The 19,908-nt window shown below is 72.1% G+C and carries 22 protein-coding genes; 14 read left to right on the forward strand and 8 right to left on the reverse strand.

The window, feature by feature from the left end:
- Window positions 1-20: 20 nt before the first annotated feature.
- On the forward strand, window positions 21-1,214 hold the full coding sequence (locus ACFVYS_RS06890; protein ID WP_389499570.1) for an RtcB family protein: 1,194 nt from the start codon (window positions 21-23) through the stop codon (window positions 1,212-1,214).
- Window positions 1,215-1,292: 78 nt separating this feature from the next.
- Here the strand turns inward: ACFVYS_RS06890 and ACFVYS_RS06895 are convergent, their stop codons facing one another.
- From ACFVYS_RS06895 to ACFVYS_RS06910, 4 genes are all read right to left on the reverse strand, one after another.
- Window positions 1,293-2,549 carry a GNAT family N-acetyltransferase gene (locus ACFVYS_RS06895; protein ID WP_389499571.1) on the reverse strand — a complete coding sequence of 419 codons (1,257 nt, stop codon included), beginning with the start codon at window positions 2,547-2,549 and terminating at the stop codon, window positions 1,293-1,295.
- A 26-nt stretch (window positions 2,550-2,575) separates the two neighbouring features.
- The gene (locus tag ACFVYS_RS06900) at window positions 2,576-2,776 is read right to left on the reverse strand and encodes a hypothetical protein (RefSeq protein WP_389499573.1); all 201 of its coding nucleotides are present in this window, start codon (window positions 2,774-2,776) and stop codon (window positions 2,576-2,578) included.
- Window positions 2,773-3,549 carry an SDR family NAD(P)-dependent oxidoreductase gene (locus ACFVYS_RS06905; protein WP_389499574.1) on the reverse strand — a complete coding sequence of 259 codons (777 nt, stop codon included), beginning with the start codon at window positions 3,547-3,549 and terminating at the stop codon, window positions 2,773-2,775. The genes ACFVYS_RS06900 and ACFVYS_RS06905 overlap by 4 nt, the downstream gene beginning before the upstream one ends.
- 66 nt (window positions 3,550-3,615) lie before the next feature.
- Window positions 3,616-3,954: a YnfA family protein gene (locus ACFVYS_RS06910; RefSeq protein ID WP_389499576.1), complete on the reverse strand. Its 339-nt coding sequence runs from the start codon at window positions 3,952-3,954 to the stop codon at window positions 3,616-3,618.
- A 136-nt stretch (window positions 3,955-4,090) separates the two neighbouring features.
- Between ACFVYS_RS06910 and ACFVYS_RS06915 the strand changes: the two genes are divergently transcribed.
- From ACFVYS_RS06915 to ACFVYS_RS06930, 4 genes are all read left to right on the forward strand, one after another.
- The gene (locus tag ACFVYS_RS06915) at window positions 4,091-4,573 is read left to right on the forward strand and encodes a hypothetical protein (RefSeq protein WP_389499578.1); all 483 of its coding nucleotides are present in this window, start codon (window positions 4,091-4,093) and stop codon (window positions 4,571-4,573) included.
- A 68-nt stretch (window positions 4,574-4,641) separates the two neighbouring features.
- Complete coding sequence (locus ACFVYS_RS06920) at window positions 4,642-5,115, forward strand: MarR family winged helix-turn-helix transcriptional regulator (RefSeq protein ID WP_389499580.1); 474 nt, start codon at window positions 4,642-4,644, stop codon at window positions 5,113-5,115.
- Between the two features lie 6 nt (window positions 5,116-5,121).
- Entirely contained in the window at window positions 5,122-6,156 is a 1,035-nt protein-coding gene (locus ACFVYS_RS06925; protein WP_389499582.1) for a permease, read from the forward strand.
- A complete protein-coding gene (locus ACFVYS_RS06930) occupies window positions 6,153-6,956 on the forward strand; it encodes a TIGR03943 family putative permease subunit (RefSeq protein ID WP_389499584.1) in 804 nt (267 codons plus the stop codon). Before ACFVYS_RS06925 ends, ACFVYS_RS06930 begins: the two co-directional genes overlap by 4 nt.
- 49 nt (window positions 6,957-7,005) lie before the next feature.
- Here the strand turns inward: ACFVYS_RS06930 and ACFVYS_RS06935 are convergent, their stop codons facing one another.
- The gene (locus tag ACFVYS_RS06935; RefSeq protein ID WP_389499586.1) at window positions 7,006-7,413 is read right to left on the reverse strand and encodes a winged helix-turn-helix transcriptional regulator; all 408 of its coding nucleotides are present in this window, start codon (window positions 7,411-7,413) and stop codon (window positions 7,006-7,008) included.
- A 134-nt stretch (window positions 7,414-7,547) separates the two neighbouring features.
- Between ACFVYS_RS06935 and ACFVYS_RS06940 the strand changes: the two genes are divergently transcribed.
- Window positions 7,548-8,429 (forward strand): NADP-dependent oxidoreductase, encoded by an 882-nt coding sequence (locus tag ACFVYS_RS06940; RefSeq protein WP_389499588.1) that lies wholly within the window; start codon window positions 7,548-7,550, stop codon window positions 8,427-8,429.
- 117 nt (window positions 8,430-8,546) lie between these two features.
- Here the strand turns inward: ACFVYS_RS06940 and ACFVYS_RS06945 are convergent, their stop codons facing one another.
- Window positions 8,547-9,344, reverse strand: coding sequence for a DUF6597 domain-containing transcriptional factor (locus ACFVYS_RS06945; protein WP_389499590.1), 798 nt, complete (start codon window positions 9,342-9,344; stop codon window positions 8,547-8,549).
- A gap of 130 nt (window positions 9,345-9,474) precedes the next feature.
- On the opposite strand from ACFVYS_RS06945, the gene ACFVYS_RS06950 reads away from it, so the two are divergent.
- The 4 genes from ACFVYS_RS06950 to ACFVYS_RS06965 all read left to right on the forward strand — a co-directional run bounded on the left by ACFVYS_RS06950 (window position 9,475) and on the right by ACFVYS_RS06965 (window position 13,774).
- Window positions 9,475-10,611 (forward strand): LLM class flavin-dependent oxidoreductase, encoded by a 1,137-nt coding sequence (locus ACFVYS_RS06950; protein WP_389499591.1) that lies wholly within the window; start codon window positions 9,475-9,477, stop codon window positions 10,609-10,611.
- Window positions 10,608-11,246 carry a CE1759 family FMN reductase gene (locus tag ACFVYS_RS06955; RefSeq protein WP_389499592.1) on the forward strand — a complete coding sequence of 213 codons (639 nt, stop codon included), beginning with the start codon at window positions 10,608-10,610 and terminating at the stop codon, window positions 11,244-11,246. The genes ACFVYS_RS06950 and ACFVYS_RS06955 overlap by 4 nt, the downstream gene beginning before the upstream one ends.
- Before the next feature lie 308 nt (window positions 11,247-11,554).
- Window positions 11,555-12,268, forward strand: a complete 714-nt coding sequence (locus ACFVYS_RS06960) for a response regulator transcription factor (protein WP_389499909.1) — start codon at window positions 11,555-11,557, stop codon at window positions 12,266-12,268.
- Between the two features lie 66 nt (window positions 12,269-12,334).
- Window positions 12,335-13,774 carry an ATP-binding protein gene (locus ACFVYS_RS06965; protein WP_389499594.1) on the forward strand — a complete coding sequence of 480 codons (1,440 nt, stop codon included), beginning with the start codon at window positions 12,335-12,337 and terminating at the stop codon, window positions 13,772-13,774.
- Window positions 13,775-13,907: 133 nt separating this feature from the next.
- On the opposite strand, the gene ACFVYS_RS06970 is transcribed toward ACFVYS_RS06965, so the two are convergent.
- Both ACFVYS_RS06970 and ACFVYS_RS06975 read right to left on the reverse strand, forming a co-directional pair.
- Complete coding sequence (locus ACFVYS_RS06970) at window positions 13,908-14,279, reverse strand: hypothetical protein (RefSeq protein WP_389499595.1); 372 nt, start codon at window positions 14,277-14,279, stop codon at window positions 13,908-13,910.
- 207 nt (window positions 14,280-14,486) lie between these two features.
- Entirely contained in the window at window positions 14,487-15,098 is a 612-nt protein-coding gene (locus ACFVYS_RS06975; RefSeq protein WP_389499596.1) for a LuxR C-terminal-related transcriptional regulator, read from the reverse strand.
- Window positions 15,099-15,328: 230 nt separating this feature from the next.
- Here ACFVYS_RS06975 and ACFVYS_RS06980 point away from each other — a divergent pair, with 230 nt between their 5' ends.
- From ACFVYS_RS06980 to ACFVYS_RS06995, 4 genes are all read left to right on the forward strand, one after another.
- The gene (locus tag ACFVYS_RS06980; RefSeq protein WP_389499598.1) at window positions 15,329-16,048 is read left to right on the forward strand and encodes a hypothetical protein; all 720 of its coding nucleotides are present in this window, start codon (window positions 15,329-15,331) and stop codon (window positions 16,046-16,048) included.
- A gap of 198 nt (window positions 16,049-16,246) precedes the next feature.
- Window positions 16,247-16,888, forward strand: coding sequence for a sigma-70 family RNA polymerase sigma factor (locus tag ACFVYS_RS06985; RefSeq protein ID WP_389499600.1), 642 nt, complete (start codon window positions 16,247-16,249; stop codon window positions 16,886-16,888).
- A gap of 209 nt (window positions 16,889-17,097) precedes the next feature.
- Entirely contained in the window at window positions 17,098-18,489 is a 1,392-nt protein-coding gene (locus tag ACFVYS_RS06990; RefSeq protein WP_389499601.1) for an MFS transporter, read from the forward strand.
- The gene (locus ACFVYS_RS06995) at window positions 18,486-19,889 is read left to right on the forward strand and encodes an alpha/beta hydrolase family protein (protein WP_389499603.1); all 1,404 of its coding nucleotides are present in this window, start codon (window positions 18,486-18,488) and stop codon (window positions 19,887-19,889) included. The genes ACFVYS_RS06990 and ACFVYS_RS06995 overlap by 4 nt, the downstream gene beginning before the upstream one ends.
- Window positions 19,890-19,908: the final 19 nt, after the last annotated feature.

A 19,908-nucleotide genomic window follows, 5' to 3' on the forward strand; every position in this document is an offset into this window, starting at 1 on the left:
TCCGGGGGAATGAGGACGAAATGTCGTACGTGGAACTGCCGGGCGCGAAGGTACCCATCCGTATGTGGGCCGACCCGGCGTCGGTCGAGGAGGGCGCGCTCCAGCAGCTGCGGAACGTGGCGACGCTGCCGTGGATCAAGGGACTGGCGGTCATGCCGGACGTCCACTACGGCAAGGGCGCGACGGTCGGCTCGGTCATCGCGATGCAGGGTGCCGTCTGTCCCGCGGCGGTGGGCGTCGACATCGGCTGCGGGATGTCCGCGGTGAAGACCTCACTCACGGCGAACGACCTGCCCGGCGATCTCTCCCGGCTCCGTTCGCAGATCGAGCAGGCGATCCCGGTGGGTCGGGGGATGCACGACACCGCCGTCGAGCCGGACCGCTTCCACGGGCTGGCCGCCGGCGGGTGGGACGACTTCTGGACGCGGTTCGACGGTGTCGCGGAGGCGGTGAAGTTCCGTGAGGAGCGGGCCGTGAAGCAGATGGGAACGCTCGGCGGGGGCAACCACTTCGTCGAGGTATGCACCGATACCGCCGGTTCTGTCTGGCTGATGCTCCACTCCGGTTCCCGGAACATCGGCAAGGAACTCGCCGAGTTCCACATCGGGGTGGCGCAGAAGCTCCCGCACAACCAGGACCTGATCGACCGCGATCTCGCCGTGTTCGTCGCGGACACCCCGCAGATGGCGGCCTACCGCAACGATCTGTTCTGGGCCCAGGAGTACGCGAAGTACAACCGCACGCTCATGATGGCGCTCCTGAAGGACGTGATCCGCAAGGAGTTCAAGAAGGCCAAGCCGGCCTTCGAGCAGGAGATCAGCGCGCACCACAACTACGTCTCCGAGGAGCGCTACGACGGCATGGACCTGCTCGTGACGCGCAAGGGCGCGATCCGTGCCGGTTCCGGCGAGTACGGCATCATCCCGGGTTCGATGGGCACCGGTTCGTACATCGTGAAGGGCCTCGGCAACGAGAAGGCCTTCAACTCGGCGTCGCACGGCGCCGGTCGGCGGATGAGCCGCAACGCGGCCAAGCGCCGCTTCTCGACGCAGGACCTGGAGGAGCAGACGCGGGGCGTGGAGTGCCGCAAGGACTCCGGCGTCGTGGACGAGATCCCGGCCGCCTACAAGCCGATCGAGCAGGTCATCGACCAGCAGCGGGACCTGGTGGAGGTCGTGGCGAAGCTGAAGCAGGTCGTGTGCGTGAAGGGCTGATACCGCGGGTCCGCGGTTGACGCCCGCAGGTGAGGGGCCCGGGCCGGTTTCGGCTCGGGCCCCTCACGCGTCTCTCCCTCAGCCGAGCCGCTTCTCCAGCAGGGTCACCGCGTACGGGCTTCCCGTTCCGCCCTCCTTGGCGCGCTGTTCGCCGACGACCGTGTAGCCCGCGGACTCGTAGTACGCGCGCAGGCGGGGGTTGGTGGAGAGGCAGTCGAGGCGGGCGTAGGGGCGGCCGGCCGCGGTGATGCGGGACTCGGCGTGGGCCAGCATCCTGCGGCCCGTACCCGGTGGGGCGGTGTGCGGGGTCGTCATCAGGCGGTGGATGTAGCCGGCCTCGGGCGGGCGGGGGCCCCACGCAGCCGGATCGTCCCACCAGAGCTCGAAGGCGCCCACGACCGCGCCGTCCGCGTACGTCAGCCAGACCTCGCCCTCGCGCATGCGGTCGACGAAGTGGGCCTCGGTCTTCTCGCCGGGCTGCCACTGCTCGATGCCCCGGGCCAGTTGCCACAGGGCCGCCGTGTCGCGCAGGCGGACCAGGGCAGGGGCGTCGAGCGGCTCCGCCCTGCGATGGGTCGACTCCGGCCAGGCGGTGGGGGCCGGTTCCAGGAGGCGGGCGCGGAGGGTGGCAGCCAATGCCTCGGCGTCCATGCCGAGAGCTCCCGTCACATACGCCTCCACCGAGCCGTAACGGGCCCGCAGTGCCTCCAGGAACAGCCGCATCACCGACTCGGGGGCCCGGCCGAAGGCCGGCCACGCCGGGGAGCGGCCGTCGTTCCTCGCGCGCCAGTCGGCGAGCAGGGCCGGGGTCGCCAGTTCCGTCAGGGTGAAGTCCTCGATGATCACCTCGTCCGGGACGCCCAGCAGGCTCAGGACCAGGGCCGCCAGCTGCCCGGTGCGGTCCTTGCCCGAGGCGCAGTGGAAGACCAGCCCCTCCCGCGCCTCGGCCACCAGCTCCAGGGCCGCCGCGATCTCCTTCGTGCCGTCCTCCGCCACCTCCATGAAGCGGGCGGAGAGGTACGGGCCCGGGTCCACGTCCGGGGTCAACGCGGCCTGGTCGTAGGGGCGGTGCTCGATGCTGAGATTGAGGTAGGTGAAGGAGTCGTCCTCCGGTACCCGGCCCCGCGCCTCGATCTCCCAGGGGTGGCGCAGGTCGATCACCGTGCGGACGCCGAGGGCGAGGAAGCGGTCCCAGTCCGGGGTGTCCGGTCGCAGCTTGCCGAGGGAGTCCGCGCGGAACAGCCGGCCCGCGCGGACCCGGTGGCCGCTGCTGGTCGGATATCCGCCCAGGTCACGGAAGTTGTGCAGCGTCTCGAACGGTATGTGTCTGTCCACGTGGAAACCCTACGGCGCGGCGGCCGTCACTTCGCGTGGCGTACCGCGTAGATCATCACGAACGCCACGATGTGGATGCCGAAGAGGAAGTAGGCCAGGAAGACCCACATGTGGCGCTCGTTCTTCGTCTCCTGGGCCAGGCGGCGCCGCTCCAACGAGAGCTGGTCCGGCGAGAGCTGTTCCCGTGCGCCCGGGTCCTGGCCCGCGGTCCCCTTCTCGACCGTCACAGCTCCCGGTGGACCTTCGTGTTGGACGCCTGGGCGCGGGGGCGCAGGACGAGGAGGTCGACGTTGACGTGGCTGGGGCGGGTGACCGCCCAGGTGATCGTCTCGGCCACGTCGGAGGCGGTGAGGGGTTCGGCGACGCCCTCGTAGACCTTGGCGGCCCGGTCCGCGTCGCCGCCGAAGCGGGTGAGGGCGAACTCGTCGGTCCTGACCATGCCGGGGGCGATCTCGATGACGCGGACCGGCAGGCCAACGATCTCCAGGCGGAGGGTCTCGGCGAGGACGTGGGCACCGTGCTTGGCGGCGACATAACCGCCGCCGCCCTCGTACGTCCCGTGACCGGCGGTCGAGGACACCACCACGACCGTTCCGTCGCCGCTCGCCACCAGCTTGGGGAGCAGGGCCTGGGTGACGTTGAGGGTGCCGAGGACGTTCGTCTCGTACATCGTGCGCCAGTCGGCCGGGTCGCCGGTGGCGATGGGGTCGGCGCCGAGCGCGCCGCCCGCGTTGTTGACGAGGACGCCGATCGTCTTGAAGGCGCCGGCGAACTCGTCGACCGCCGCGCGGTCCGTGACGTCCAGCGGGTACGCCGTCGCGGAGCCGCCCGACTGGGTGATCTCCTCGGCCAGCGCCTCGACGCGGTCCTTGCGGCGGGCGGTCAGGACGACCCGGTAGCCGGCCGCGGCGAGCTGCCGGGCGGTGGCGGCGCCGATTCCGCTGCTCGCACCGGTGACGACGGCGATGCGGGAGGCGGCGGACGGTGCGGCGGTGGCCATGGGCTGCTCCTCGTGCACGGTGGTGTTCGCTCGTTCGTACGACCGACTGCCGCCAGGGTATCGGGGTCAGCCGCCGTTCCTCGGGGCCCACATGATCACGGCCATCCCGGCGAGGCAGACCAGGGCACCGGTCACGTCCCAGCGGTCGGGGCGGTAGCCGTCGGCGACGGCGCCCCAGAGCAGCGAGCCGGCCACGAAGACGCCGCCGTACGCGGCGAGGACGCGGCCGAAGTGGGCGTCGGGCTGGAAGGTGGCGACGAAGCCGTACGCGCCGAGGGCGAGGACACCGCCGGCCGCCCACAGCCAGCCCCGGTGCTCGCGTACGCCCTGCCAGACCAGCCAGGCGCCGCCGATCTCGAACAGCGCGGCGACGACGAACAGGGCGGCCGACCGGAGGATGAGCATGCCGGCAGCTTGGCACGGCCGGGTGCTGTCACCTGTTGGAGGGCGCCTGCCGGGCGCCGGGCGTGGGATACATCCCCTTCGTACCCGGCGCTTCGTACCCGGGCGGTCTCCGATCGAGGAATCGAGGAGTGGTGGCATGCGCTGGATGCGAGGTCTCGCGGTGTGGGCTGCGGTGCTGGCGATGGGGGTGGGGGTCGCACCCGCGCGGGCGGCCGGGACGGCGGGGGAGGCGACCGAGGCGGACCTGTCGTACCACGGCTCCGCCGTCATGCGCGGCGGCCGGGTCGACGTCCGGCTGACCCCGCGCAACCACGGTCCGGCGGACGTCTCCGACTCGACCGTGCGGCTGCGCTGGTCGGTGCCGTTGGCGGCCGGGGCGCAGCGGCTGCCGGCCGGCTGCGCGCGGACGGGCCGCCAGGAGGTGGTCTGCCGGACGGGGGCGCTGGCCGCGGACGCACTGGGGGAGCGGATCGCGTTGCGGGTGTGGCTGCGGGGGCGGCCGACGGAGGTGACGATGGCCGTCGACACGCTGTGGGGCGGCGGGGCGGTGGACCGCAACCGGTCCAACGACCGGCAGCAGGTGCTGGTCCTGGACACCGGGGACGCCTACTTCTTCTGACGTTCGAGGTTGCGGAGCGTCGTACGATCTGCGGACGGCGCTGACGGCGGTGCCGATGAAGGGGTGCGATGTCCGGGAACGTGCGCTCGCGGCTGCTGGACGAGCTGTCCGTCGTGTCGCGTCGGTACGTGGCCGCGTACGCGCTGTTCAACCAGGCTCTCGCCGACCGTCTCGGGCTGCATCCCACGGACCTTCAGTGTCTGAACCTGCTGATGCTGGAGCGGGAGCCGGTGACGACGGGCCGGGTCGCCGAGCTGACGGGGCTGACCACCGGGTCGGCGACGCGGCTGGTGGACCGGCTGGAGAAGACGGGTTACGTCGTCCGGGAACGGGACGCGGCCGACCGGCGGCGGGTCCTCGTGGTGACGGTGCCGGAGCGGATCGCGGAGTTCGCACGGATGTGGGAGCGGCTGGGCGGTGACTGGATGCCGCTGTTCGAGGACCTGGCGGACGGCGAACTCGCGGTGATCGTGCGGCACATGCGGCGCACGGTGGAGTTCGGCGCGGTCCAGGTCGCACGGTTGCGGGAAGGCCGGGTCTAGGACGGGATGCAGGAGACGGACATACGGCCGTCCGCGGCGGCGGCCGAGGGAGCGCCGGCGGCGGACGCCCGCCCGGCGGGTGCGCTGCCGCGGCACTGGCCGCTGTTGCTGCTGGGCGCGGCGGTGGTGCCGGGTGTGCTGCTGGTGCTCGTCGGGCGGTCGCTGGACGAGCCGGCGATGCAGGCGTGGCGGACGGTGTTCCTGGCCGTGACCGTGCAGGCGCTGCCGTTCCTGCTGCTGGGCACGGCCCTGTCGGGGGCGATCAACGCGTTCGTGCCGGCCCGGGTCTTCGGTCGGCTGCTGCCGAAACGGGCCGCGCTGGCGGTGCCGGTCGCGGGGATGGCGGGTGTGGTGCTGCCGGGATGCGAGTGCGCGTCGGTGCCGGTGGCGAACAGTCTGATCGGGCGGGGGGTCACCCCGGCAGCCGCGTTCGCGTTCCTGCTGTCGGCGCCCGCCGTGAACCCGGTGGTGCTGACCGCCACGGCCGTCGCCTTCCCGGGCAGCCCGGAGATGGTGCTGGCCCGGCTGCTCGCCTCGCTGGTCACCGCCGCCGCGATGGGCTGGCTGTGGCTCTGGCTGGGGCGCGAGGAGTGGTTGAAGCCCACCGTCGTCCGGCACACCGGACATGTTCCGGGGCACAGCCGGTTCACGGAGTTCCGGCGGGGTTTCCAGCACGACTTCCTGCACGCGGGGGGTTTCCTGGTGGTGGGGGCGATGGCGGCGGCGACCTTCAATGTGGCGGTGCCGCGCACACTGCTCGACACCTTCGCGGGTTCGCCGTGGCTGTCGGTGCTGTTCCTGGCGGCGCTGGCGATCGTGCTGGCGGTGTGCAGCGAGGCGGACGCGTTCGTGGCGGCCTCGCTGAGCGGGTTCTCGCCGGTCGCGCGGCTGGCGTTCATGGTGGTGGGGCCGATGGTCGACCTGAAGCTGATCGCGCTTCAGGCGGGCACGTTCGGGCGGGCCTTCGCGGTGCGGTTCTCGGCGGCCACGGCGGTGGTGGCCGTGGTGTGCAGCGCGCTGATCGGAGGGGTGCTGCTGTGAGGCGGTTCGTGCAGGTGGGGCTGCTGGTACTGGGTGGGCTGGCGTTGTTGCACACCTCGCTGTTCACGGGCGAGTACCTGCGGTACGTCAAGGAGGGGATGCGGCCGCTGCTGGTCGCCTCCGGGGTGCTGCTGCTGGTGCTGGGAGTGGCGGAGGCGTGGGCCGCCCCGCCGACGGAGGAGCACGGCGATGCGGGGCACGGCGGGCAGGAAAACGGCGAGTCGGGGCACGAGCAGGTGGGCCCCGCCCGTGTGGGGGACGGGGACGGGCACGGGCATGATCACTCCCGCGTTCGGCGGGTCGCCTGGCTGCTGTTCCTGCCCGTGCTGAGCCTGCTCTTCTACGCGCCGCCCGCGCTCGGCTCCTACACGGCCTCGCGGGAGCCGGCGAAGGCCGTCGCAGTGCAGGACGACGCCTTCGATCCGCTGCCCGCGACCTCCCCGCTGCCGATCACGCTCACCGCCTTCACCCAGCGGGTGCAACAGGACCGGTCGAGGGCCATCCGGGGCCGCGCGGTCGTGATGACCGGGTTCGTCACCCCGGCCACGGGGAAGCAGGACGGCTGGTATCTGACCCGGATCATCGTCAACTGCTGTGCGGCGGACGCGTCGTCCGTGAAGGTGCTGGTCCGGGGGATCGCGGCACCCAAGGCCGACACCTGGGTGAACGTGACCGGGACCTGGCAGGGGAGCGGCACGCTGGGCACGTCGTCGGCGGCGGTCGCGTTGGACGCGCGGGGCGTGCAGCAGGTGCGCAAGCCGTCGAACGCGTACATGGACGCGGTGCCGCTCACCTCCTGAACGGCACTGATCGGCACGAACGGCACTGATCGGAACCGAGCGGCGCCGCTCAGACGTCGGTGTCGTCCCCGTCGTAGCGTCGGCGGGCCTCCTGGACCTCGTCGAAGTGGATCTCCGCCCAGTTCTTCACGGCCGTCAGCAGCAGCGCGAGGTTGCTGCCGAGGGGGGTCAGCTCGTAGTCGACGCGGACGGGGACTGACGGGGTGACCGTGCGGGTGAGGATGCCGTCGCGTTCCAGGGTGCGCAGGGTCTGGGTGAGCATCTTGGGGCTGACGCCGGCGATCCTGCGGGCCAGGTCGCTGTAGCGCTGGGGGCCGGGGGCGAGGGCCGAGACGACCAGGCTGACCCACTTGTCGCTGAGCCGGTCCAGGAGCTGGTTGGTCGGGCAGTCGCGAAGGAAGGCGTCGTACTCGCTGCGGGCCTGCTCGCGCCGCTGGGCGGCGGTCGTGGTGGCCATGGTGGCTCTCCTCCTGGTGACGTAGGCACCTTCAGGTAACTACTTCCCCCTGGATAGTAACTCTTCCTAGGGTTGTGACAGCAGGAGGGAAGCGGGAGATACCCGCAAGTACCCGCCTATCCAGGGGAGTTGTCATGCGTGCAGCAGTGGTGCGGACGTTCGGCGGGCCCGAGGCCGTCGAGCTCGTGGACGCGGAGCTGCCGGAGCCGGCCGCCCGGCAGGTGCGGATCAAGGTGGCGGCGGCCACGTTGAACCCGGTGGACGCCGGGGTGCGCTCCGGGGTCTTCGGCGGCGCGGGCAAGCAGGTCGGACTCGGCTGGGACGTCGCCGGGACCGTGGACGCGGTGGGGGTGGCGGCCGCGTGGAACGTGGGGGAGGAGGTCGTGGCGCTCGACTACGGGATGGTCAAGCCGCTCGGTACGCACGCGGAGTACGTCGTCGTCGACGCGGACGCGGTGGCGCTCGCGCCGGCTTCCGTGGACGCGGTGCACGCGGCGACGCTGCCGCTGAACGCGCTGACCGCTGCGCAGGCGCTGGATCTGCTGGCCCTGTCGCCGGGGGATTCGTTGCTGGTCACGGGCGGTGCGGGAGCGGTCGGCGGGTATGCCGTCCAGCTGGCCGCGCGGCGCGGCGTGAAGGTCGCCGCGCTGGCTCGGGCGCAGGACGAGGAGTTCGTCCGGTCGCTGGGGGCCACGCGCTTCGCGGGCGGCGCGGGGAGTTTCGACGCGGTGCTGGACGCGGCGGTGCTCGGCGCCGAGGCGCTGGCCCTGGTGCGGGACGGCGGCGCGTACGTGGGGGTGATTCCGCAGGCTCAGCCCGCGCCGGAGCGGGGGGTGCGGACCGAGGCCGTCGAGGTGAGCGCGGACGGGGCCCGGCTGGCGGAGCTGGTGCGGTCGGTGGACGCGGGCGAGCTGACCCTCCGGGTGGCCGACACGTTCGCCCTGGAGGACGCCGCGAAGGCACACGCACGACTGGCGGAGGGCGGGGTCCGCGGGCGACTGGTGCTGGTGCCTTAGCCGGGGGGGGGGCGAGAGACGAGGGTCGAGTGCAGGGGGCTGCGGGGGCCGGGCGAAGTCGCGCGGGAGCCGCGCGGGAGCCGCGTGGGAGCCGCGTGGGGATCGGCTCCGGGCCGCTCATGGGCCGCGATGCCTGGCGTAGGTGGCAGGGGGGACCCCGACCGTCGTGGTGAAGTCGCGGACCAGGTGGGCCTGGTCCGCGTAGCCCAGGTCCGCGGCCAGGGCCGCCCAGTCCACCGCCCTCTCGGCCTCCGCCCGTTCCAGGGCCTCGTGGATGCGGTAGCGCAGGATCACCCATTTGGGGCCCACGCCGACGTACGCGGCGAACAGGCGCTGGAGCAGGCGTACCGACAGTCCCTCGTCGCTCGCGAGGTCCGCCACCCTGCGCATCGCGCGGTCGGTGCGGATGCGGTCGACGAGGGTCATCGCGAGGTCGGCCTGGGGGTCCGGGCGGGGGACGCGGGCCGCCAGGAGGTGTGCGTCGAGGGCTGCCACCCGGGCCTCCTCGTCGGCCGGGTCCAGGACCGGGGCCGGGTCGATGCCGGTGAGGTGGACCCGGCGGCCCGTCCAGTGGGAGACCGGGGGCTCGGGGGCGAACGGGCGGAAGCCGCCCGGACGGAACTTGACGCCGCACACCCGCCCCCGGCCCTCCAGTTTCTGGCTGAAGAGGCCCTGCTGGACGCCGGCGATCTCGACGAAGGGTTCCTGCCCCTCGAACCGCTGGAACACGAGGTGGACCGCGGGATGCGGGACCACGTGGGAGACGTACGGCTCGGCCAGGTCCCAGTCGATCAGCCAGTAGTGCTCGACGTAGGGACGCAGGGGCGGGGCCGGCTCGGGGCGGCGGAAGCGCACGCGTGCGAGGAAGTCCGCCGCGTCGACGATGCCTCGGGTGTCACGGCGTGGGGTGGCCATGTCCGGATCGTAGGACGGGGCACCGACAGCCGGGGCTGCCGGTGCAACCAGGCAGGGCGGAATAGACGGAGGAGGGATGCCGTTAGGGCGGTATAGTTTAACGGTCAACAACTTTGGAGGTTGAGCGACCATGCAGTTCGGGATCTTCAGCGTCGGCGATGTCACGCCGGACCCCACCACGGGCCGTACGCCGACCGAGCGCGAGCGGATCAAGGCCATGGTCGCCATCGCGCAGAAGGCGGAGGAGGTCGGCCTCGACGTCTTCGCCACCGGCGAGCACCACAACCCGCCGTTCGTGCCCTCGTCGCCGACGACGATGCTCGGCTACATAGCCGCGCGGACGGAGAAGCTGGTCCTCTCCACCTCGACCACGCTCATCACCACCAACGACCCGGTGAAGATCGCCGAGGACTTCGCGATGCTCCAGCATCTGGCCGACGGGCGCGTCGACCTCATGATGGGGCGCGGGAACACCGGTCCGGTCTACCCCTGGTTCGGCCAGGACATCCGGCAGGGCATCAACCTCGCCATCGAGAACTACGCCCTGCTGCGCAGGCTGTGGCGCGAGGACGTCGTCGACTGGGAGGGCAAGTTCCGCACCGCCCTGCAGGGCTTCACCTCCACGCCCCGCCCGCTGGACGACGTGCCGCCGTTCGTCTGGCACGGCTCCATCCGCTCGCCCGAGATCGCCGAGCAGGCCGCGTTCTACGGCGACGGCTTCTTCCACAACAACATCTTCTGGCCGGCCGACCACACGAAGCAGATGGTCGAGCTGTACCGCGCCCGGTACGCGCACTACGGACACGGCACGCCCGAGCAGGCCATCGTGGGGCTCGGCGGGCAGGTCTTCATGCGGAAGAACTCCCAGGACGCGGTGCGCGAGTTCCGGCCGTACTTCGACAACGCGCCGGTCTACGGTCACGGGCCGTCCCTGGAGGACTTCACCGACCAGACCCCGCTGACCGTCGGCACGCCGGAGCAGGTCATCGAGAAGACGCTCAAGTTCCGCGAGTACGCCGGCGACTACCAGCGCCAGCTGTTCCTGCTGGACCACGCGGGGCTGCCGCTGAAGACCGTGCTCGAGCAGCTCGACCTGCTCGGCGAGGAGGTCGTGCCGGTGCTGCGCAAGGAGTTCGCCGTCGGCCGGCCGGCCGACGTGCCGGACGCGCCCACCCACGAGTCGCTGCTCAAGGCCGCCCAGACCGCCCAGGGCTCCCCGGCTTCCCAGGGCTCCCCGGCTTCCCAGGAAGGGGTGAACGTCGCATGAGGCTCGTCGTCGTCTCGGCGGGGCTGAGCGTCCCGTCGTCGACCCGGCTGCTGGCCGACCGGCTGTCGGCCGCGACCGCCGGTCGGACCCCGGCGGGAGTGGACGTGGAGGTGGAGGTCGTGGAGCTGCGCGACCTCGCCGTCGAGATCGCCCACAACTTCACCAACGGCTTCCCCGGCCGGAAACTGGCGGCCGCGCTGGCGGCGGTGACGGCGGCGGACGGGCTGATCGTCGTCACCCCGGTGTTCTCCGCGTCCTACAGCGGCCTGTTCAAGTCGTTCTTCGACGTGATCGACCCGGACGCGTTGGCGGGCAAGCCGGTGCTGATCGGCGCCACGGGTGGCTCCGCGCGGCACTCGCTGGTGCTCGAACACGCCCTGCGGCCGCTCTTCTCGTACCTGCGCGCCGTGGTCGTCCCGACCGCCGTCTACGCCGCCTCGGAGGACTGGGGCGCGGAGGGCCTGCCCGAACGGATCGAGCGGGCGGCGTCCGAGCTGGCGACGCTGATGACGGGCCTGTCGGCACCGTCCAAGCCGTCCGCCCCGCTGCAGGACGGGAAGGCCGAGAAGGATGAGAAGAGCGAGTTCAAGGTGGTCCCCTTCGCCGACCAGCTGGCGGCCCTGGCCGCCCGGTAACCGCTGACCGGTGCCCTCTTGAGCGCCGGACGGGGAAATTCAGCCCGTCCGGCGCTGCTCTCTTGCGTGCCGGGCGGGGAAATCCCCCCGTCGTTGCGCTGACCTCCTGATCGCCGGGCGGGGAAATTCAGCCCGTCCGGCGATTGAGGACGAGGCCGTTCAGGCCGATGCGGGGGTCTGGGGGCGGCAGCCCCCCCGGTATGCCTACCCGGCCGGACGGTGAGAGCCAAGTAAGAAGGGTGATCGTAGGACCGTCCCCACCGCCCAACCGCCGGAGGCCTTGGCAGACTGGCCTGGTGTCTCCCACCGTGCTGCTCGCCGAAGACGACCGTGCCATCCGCAACGCCCTGGAACGCGCCCTGGCCCTGGAGGGCTACCGGGTGACCGCGGTCGCCGATGGGGTCGAGGCGCTGGCGCACGCCCACAAGAACCCGCCGGACGTGCTCGTCCTCGACGTGATGATGCCCGGCATCGACGGCCTCCAGGTCTGCCGGGTGCTGCGCGCCGAGGGCGACCGCACGCCCATCCTGATGCTGACCGCGCTGGTCGAGACCGCCGACCGGATCGCCGGTCTGGACGCGGGCGCCGACGACTACGTCGTGAAGCCGTTCGACGTCGAGGAGGTCTTCGCCCGGCTGCGGGCGCTGCTGCGGCGCACCAACCCCGACGCCGCCCCCGATGCCGTCGTGCCGGTACCCGAGGCCCCGAAGCGGGGTACGGAGCGGCACGTGGAGGCGGCCGGGCTGCGGATGGACCCGCAGGCGCGGCGCGCGTGGCGGGGCGGGCGCGAGCTGGAGCTGACCCGGACCGAGTTCGAGCTGCTGGAACTGCTGGCGCGCAACGCCGGGATCGTCCTGGACCACTCCACGATCTACGACCGTATCTGGGGCTACGACTTCGGTCCCGGCTCCAAGAACCTCGCCGTCTACGTCGGCTATCTGCGCCGCAAACTCGACCAGCCCGGCGCCCCGCAGCTGATCCACACCGTGCGCGGGGTGGGCTACGTGCTGCGGGAAGACTGAGCGACGAGGTCGAGCGTGAGGTGAGGGCGACAGTGAGGCGAGGGCGCGAGTGAGACGAGGACGCGAGTGAGTCGTCTGCGTCGGTTGCTGTCCCGGCCGCGGCCGAAGCTGGTGTCACTGCGGACCACCTTCGCGGTGTCCTTCGCGGCCGTGACGGCCGCGGTCACCGTGCTCGTCGGCGTCCTGTCGTACTCGGCGGCCGCCCGGCTGGTCCGGGTGGACCAGGAGTCGGTGTTCGACGAGGTCGTGCAGGACCTGCGGGACGAGGTGCGCGACCACCGGATGGCGGCGGAGGACTTCTCCTCGTCCGCGCCGGGACACGACATCGTGCGACCGGCCCGTACGGACGTGCAGGTGCTGGGCGCGGACGGCTCGGTCGTGGACAGCGGCACCCCGGGACTGCCCGTCCGGCCCGCCGACCGCACGGTCGCGGGGGCCGCGGCGGCCGGGCGGATCACCGAGCACGAGGACGTCGACGTCGGCAGCGACGTCTACCGCATCGCGACCGTCTCGCTGGGCGGCAGCCGGGGCGCGGTCCAGGTGGCGCAGGAGTTCAGCGACACCGAGGACCTGCTGCGCGCCCTCCAGCAGCGCACCCTGATCCTGATGATCGCGGTCGTGACGGCCGCGGGGCTGTTCGGCTGGTGGCTGGCCCGGCGCATCACCCACCGCCTGGTGATCCTCACCACCGCCGCCGAGGACGTCGCCCGCACCCGCCGGCTCGGCGTGCAGGTGCCGGTCACCGGCCACGACGAGGTGGGCCGGCTGGGCCGAGCCTTCGACCGCATGCTCGGCCGGCTCGCCCAGTCGGAGGAGGACCAGCGGCGGCTGGTCCAGGACGCGGGGCACGAACTGCGTACGCCGCTCACCTCGCTGCGGACGAACATCTCGCTGCTGCGCCGCATCGACGAGCTGCCGCCGGACACCCGTGACGAACTGGTGGCGGATCTGACCCAGGAGGCCCGGGAACTGACCGACCTGGTCAACGAGCTCGTCGACCTCGCGGCCGGCCAGTCCGACACCGAGCCGCCGCGGCGGCTGGACCTCGCCGACCTCGCGGAGGAGGTCGCGGGCCTCGCCCGGCGCCGCACCGGGCGGCCGGTCCTGATCCGGACGAGCGGCGATACCACCCTCTACGGCCGGCCGGCCATGCTCCAGCGGGCGGTCTCCAACCTCGTGGAGAACGCGACCAAGTTCGACCGTGAGGGCGGGGCACCCGTCGAGATCGCCGTCACCGGGCCGTCCCGGCCGGGGGTCGTCCGCATCGAGGTCCTCGACCGCGGCCCCGGCATCGCCGAGGCCGACCTGACCCGCGTCTTCGACCGCTTCTACCGCGCCGCCGACGCCCGCTCCCTGCCGGGCTCGGGTCTCGGCCTCTCGATCGTGCGCGAGGTGGCCCTGGCACACGGGGGCGCACCCTTCGCGTTCCGGCGGGCGGGGGGCGGCTCGGTGATCGGGTTCACGGTGGGGGGCGGGCTGCCGGACGGGCCGGGGGAGAGGGGCTGAAGGACGCGGTGTGTGGATCCGGCCGCGGCCCAGAACGGGCCTTCCGCCGCTGGGCCGTCCATCCGTCGGCTACCGCACGGCGTCCGCCCGTGTTCAGGCGGACGCCGTGCGGCGGCTGGTCACCGGTCAGGGTTCACGGCGCGAGGTCGATTCGCAGAGGCTTCTTGTTGGCCGGCCGCTTGATGGTGACTTTCTGGGTGTACGTGTCATCTTCACAGGTGACGACAGCCTGTCCCTTGACGCCCTTCTTGGGAATGTTCTTGAAGGTGACCTTGTAGAGGCCGTCGTCCTCCACCCGCGGTGAGTCGTCAGACGGAGCTTCCTTGCCCACCGTGAATTGAACTTCAGTGGGCGGATTGTCGTTGTCGCAGTCCTCTACGGTGCCCGCGACCACGACCCTCGGGCTCTTCGGGTCCGCTCCCGCTTGCGTCGCCGTTGCGAGCGAGATTGCGGCTGTCATCGGGAGTACCGCCGCGGCGGCGATGATTGCGAGACGATTACGCATGACTTCTCCTAGCTGGTCGGCTCATGCTGCGAATGGCCCCGAGGGGTGGCGCCTGTTCGCTGTTCCGACGGACGCGGTGAAGTGGTCCTCTCCCAAGATCGGGGCTGGATCGCCCCAGGTCAAGGGCGTTAAATGCCCACGCCGCACGGGGTAGGACTACCCACGGCACCCCTCACGGCGCACCTGCGGCAGAGCTCGCCGAGGGCTCTATTCCAGGCTGGTGAGACCGTGTTCCACGGCGATTCGGGTCAGGTCGGGACGGCGTCGGGAGCCCGTCTTCTCGCCGATTCGGTCGAGGTGCGAATGGACGGTGTGTTTGCTGATGCCCAGTTCCGCGGCGATTTCGTGGTCCGTTGAACCATTCGCCAGCAGGCGCAGGATTTCCTGCTCCCGGTCCGTGAAATGGGGGGACAGCCCCACCAGACGGCTGGCGGGGGCGGAGACATAACTGCGGCCCGAACCCACGGTCCGGATCGCCGCCAGCACTTCGTGCGCCTCCGCCTGCCGGCTCAGATATCCGCTGGCTCCCGCCTGGAGCGCCTGAACCGCGTCCAGGTGCGGTGAGGACGACAGCACGAGGACGGCGTGCCCCCTCAGCCGCAGCTTCGTCACGGTCGCGGCGAGTCTCGGGGCGGGCTGCTGGAGGTCCATCAGGACGACCTGCACGCCGCGCAGCTTGCCGTCCGCGCTCTCGATCGACGGCGCGGTGGCGACCAGGTGAAGGTCGGGAGCGGCGCTGATGAGGTTCGAGATGCCGTGCCGGAAGACCGGGCAGTCCCCGATGACCGCGATCCGCACGCGTTCGGCGCAACCGCTCACCGGCACCTCCGCTGCTCAATGGACAGGGCACGACCGACACGCCCCGTCCCAGCGTCGGCGGGGTGGGCGCCTTCTGCGCGGTGGACTAGACCCTTCGGGGGAACCGCGCGCCGCGGCCCGCGGGGTGAGACGAGGTGAGGCAGGTCATATGCGGCGCATTGAGTTCCGGGCGGGGGTGAATTCCGTACCCCCGTAAGACGGTCGGTGTCCGGATGCAAGGATGAGGCGCCATGACTGCTGGGTGGTGTACTCGCACGCTACGGGCCGCGCTGTTCGCGGCGGTCTGCGTGCTGCTCGCCGCCCTGGGCCACGTGATGATGTCCGGGGCCCAGGTGCCCGCGTGGGCGCTGGCCGCGGGCGTGGCCGTCACCGGGATCGCGGGCTGGTGCCTGGCGGGCCGGGAGCGCGGGCTGCCGCCGATCGTGACGGTCGTGGTCGCCGCCCAGACGGCCCTGCACTCGGCGTTCTCGCTGGCCGGGCCGGAGTCCGGTGCCGCGGCGTCCGCGGGCATGGGTTCCATGGACATGGGCTCGACGCATATGGGCTCCCTGTACATGGACTCCATGGACATGGACATGGGCCACACGGATCCCGTGAGTCATATCGGCCACATGAGCCACGTGAGTCACATGGGTCACATGAGTCATCTGGGGGAGGGGGCCGGAGAGGGCGGTTCCTCCTCGTTCGGCATGCTCGCTGCCCACCTGCTCGCCGCGCTGTTGTGCGGGCTGTGGCTGGCGCACGGCGAGAAGGCCGCGTTCCGGATCCTGCGGGCGTTGGCCGGACGGCTGGCCGCGCCGCTGCGGCTGCTGCTCGCCGTGCCCGTCACCCCGGACCGGCCACGCGTCCGGTTCCGCCGCCGCCGCTCGGCACGGGCGCCCCGGCTGCTCCTTCTCACCCACGCGATCACCACTCGGGGTCCGCCCCCGGGGACCGCTGTCGCCGTCTGACATCCGACATCCGACAGCTGACATCTGACGTCCGGCACGTGACGTCCGACAGCTGACTTCCGACGTCCGACGACAGGCCGGCAGCAGGCGACCCGGGGCTGCCCCTGTGCGCCCCGGGTCACGGCCGTACGCCCGCGCAGACGGGCGTGGGGCCGTCTCACCCTCATGCCCTCGTGGATGATCCGAGAAGGACACCAGGTGATCACGTCTGCCGTGAAGGCACCCCAGGCACCCCAGGCACCCCATGTTTCCCACACGTCCCAGGCCGCCGCACTCGACGAGTCGATCACCGCGTGGGCGCTCGCCGCCCGGGCCGGTGACGCGGACGCGGTCGAGCGCTTCGTACGCGCCCTGCACCGTGACGTCCTGCGCTACGTCTCCTACCTGTGCGCCGATCCCCAGGCGGCCGACGACCTCGCCCAGGACACCTTCCTGCGCGCCCTCGGCAGCCTGCACCGGTTCGAGGGCCGCTCCTCGGCCCGTTCCTGGCTGCTGTCCATCGCCCGCCGGGCCGTGATCGACAGCTATCGGTACGCCGCCACCCGGCCCCGGCTGTCCGACGTACCGGACTGGCAACTGGCCGCCGAGCGCTGCCAGCCGCGCGACCTGCCGGGCTTCGACGACGGCGTCGTCCTGCTGGACCTGCTGGCCTCGCTCCCGGCCGAGCGGCGGGAGGCGTTCGTCCTCACGCAGCTGGCCGGGCTGCCCTACGCGGAGGCGGCGGAGGCGAGCGGCTGCCCGGTGGGCACCGTGCGTTCGCGCGTCGCGCGGGCTCGGGCGACCCTGGCGGACCTCCTGGAGGAGGAACCGGCGGACGAACCCGCCACCCTCGCGGCCTGATCCGCACGGCACGCGCGACCTCGTACGACCCCTGCGACCCGTACGACCCATACGGCCCGTACAAGCTCCGGCATGACCCGGGCGGGTCACCGTGCTCCGCTGGAGGCGGTGGCCCGCGCCGGCATGAGTCAATGTTGTGCACTTTCTTGACGGCAGTTATTTGAAGGCCTAACTTCACGGTGTCCTTCCCCCGGTCAAGGGAGACCGCGATGCCCCCGTCCCCCGTCGCATCACCGTCACCATCACCATCCGCATCCCCGTCCCCGTCCGCGACCGCCGAGCGGACCCGGCAGCTGCGCGTGGTCGCCGCCTCCGGGCTGCTCGGCACCGCCGTGGAGTTCTACGACTTCCTCGTCTACGGAACCGTCGCCGCCCTCGTCTTCGGCGAGCTGTTCTTCCCCGGTGCCGACCCCGCCGTCGGCACCATCGCCGCGTTCGGCACCTTCGCCGCCGGCTATGTCGCCCGCCCGCTCGGCGGCATCCTCTTCGGGCACTTCGGCGACCGGCTCGGCCGCAAGTCGATGCTGCTGCTCACCATGGGCCTGATGGGCGGCGCGAGTTTCCTCGTCGGACTACTGCCCACGTACGACACGATCGGCGTGTGGGCGCCGGTGCTGCTGATCACCCTGCGGGTCGTGCAGGGCCTCGCCATCGGCGGTGAGTGGGGCGGCGCCACGCTCATGGTCGTCGAGCACGCGGGCGAGCGGCGGCGCGGACTGTGGTCCAGCTTCACGCAGATGGGGGCCCCGCTCGGCTCCCTGCTCTCCACCGCCGTCGTCACGTTCGTCGTCACGCTGCCCAAGGACGAGTTCGCGGCCTGGGGCTGGCGGGTGCCGTTCCTGCTGAGCGTGGTGCTGCTCGGCGTCGGGCTCTTCGTCCGCCTCAAGGTCGTCGAGAGCCCGCTGTTCGCCGAGGTGAAGAAGGACCGCGCCGAGTCGCGGCTGCCCATCCTCGACGTACTGCGGCGACCGCGCCCGGTCCTGCTGGCCTGCTGCGTGGGCATCGGTGCCTTCACCGCCCAGTCGCTGCTCACCAGCTACCTGATCGCGTACGCCACCGGCATCGGCTACGCCCGCCCGCAGGTGCTCACCGCGCTCACGGTGTCCGCCGCCGTCGCCCTCGTCGTGCTGCCCTGCGCCTCCGCGCTCTCCGACCGGGTCGGCCGCCGTCCGGTCGTCCTCGCCGGAGCGCTCGCCTCGGCGGCGCTGGCCTTCCCCGTCCTCGCGCTGGTCGACTCCGGGTCGCCCGGGCTGCTCATCCTCGCCGTCGTCCTCGGTCACGGCATCGCCCAGTCCACGATGTACGGCCCGCTGGGCGCCCTGCTCACCGAGATGTTCGGCACCCGGGTCCGCTACACCGGCGCCTCCCTCGGCTACCAGGGCGCCACCCTCATCGGCGCCGGCTTCTCCCCGATGATCGCCGGCAGCCTGGTGGCGGGGAGCGGCAACAGCACCCCCGTCTCCCTGCTGCTCTGCGGCGGTGCCGCGGTCACCGCGGTGACCGTCCTCTTCGTACGCGAGACCAGTCGGACGTCCCTCGCCGACACCGCGGACCCCGCCGAAGGCTCCGACGCCCCCCACACGCAGGAGATCTCCGCATGACGCCCCCCACCCCCGTCCCCACCCGGTCGCGTACGCGCACCGCCTGGGTGGCTGCCGTCCTGCTCGCCGTCACCGCCCTGCCGGCCTCGACGGCGGCGGCCGCGACGGACACGAGCCATGTCGAGGGCCGACTCCCCTCCGGCGCCACGTACATGATGGACGTGCCCGCAGCCTGGAACGGAACCGTGCTGCTCTTCAGCCACGGTTACACGTCCGGTCCCGCCAACCCCGCGCAGGACGCCCCGGACGAGGCCACGAAGACCCTCCTCCTGGAGCAGGGCTACGCGCTCGTCGGCTCCTCGTACGCCACGACGGGCTGGGCGGTGACGGACGCGGTGCCCGACCAGCTCGCCGCGCTCGCCGCCTTCACCGGCCGCTTCGGCGCGGCCGGCCGGACGATCGCCTGGGGGCGGTCCTACGGCGGGCTCGTCACCACGGCCATCGCCGAACGCCATCCGGACCGCATCGACGGCTCCGTCGCGCTGTGCGGCCTGGTCCAGGGCGGTGTCGCCAACTGGAACAACACCCTCGACCCGGCCTTCGCCGTCAAGACCCTCCTCGCGCCCGGCTCCGACGTCCCGCTGGTGGACCTCGCGGACCAGACGGCCGCCACCGAGGCGGCGAACACCCTGACGGCCGCGGTCGACTCGGCGCAGACGACAGCCGTCGGCCGGGCCCGGATCGCCCTCGCCGCCGCCCTGCACAACATCCCGGTCTGGAACCAGCCGACGCAGCCCCGGCCCGCCGCGACCGACTGGGACGCGCAGCAGGCCAACCAGTACGACGCCGTCAAGGGGCTGCTGAAGATCGCCGCCTTCAACCGGCGGCAGGAGGCCGAAGTGCGGGCCGGCGGCAACATGTCCTGGAACACCGGCGTCGACTACGCGAAGCTGCTCGGCCGGTCCTCCGTCCGCAAGGAGGTCACCGAGCTGTACCGGAAGGCCGGACTGTCCCTGACGGCCGACCTGGCCACCCTGAACCGGGCCCCGCGCATCGCCGCCGACCCGGCAGCGGTGGCATGGATGAGCGGTACCAGCTCCTTCACCGGGAAGCTCACCAAGCCGCAGCTCTCCGTCCACACCATCGGTGACGCCCTCGTCCCGGTCCAGACCGAGAACGCCCTGCACCGGGCCGTGACCGCCGCCGGGTCCTCGGCCCTGCTGCGGCAGGCGTACGTCGACAACGCGGGCCACTGCACCTTCAGCCCCGCCGAGCAGCTCGCCGCCCTGCACACCCTGGAGGACCGCCTCACCACCGGGCACTGGCGGGGCACCGATCCGGCCGCCCTCAACTCCCGTGCCACGGCGGCCGATCCGACGACCCCCACCCGCTACGTCGCGTACCGCCCCACGCCCTACCTGCGCCCGTACGACCTCGCCCACCCGGCCGACCGCCGCTAGCCCCCCACGACCGCCCGCC

This window comes from Streptomyces sp. NPDC058295, from assembly GCF_042880655.1.
GTDB lineage: Bacteria > Actinomycetota > Actinomycetes > Streptomycetales > Streptomycetaceae > Streptomyces > Streptomyces coriariae.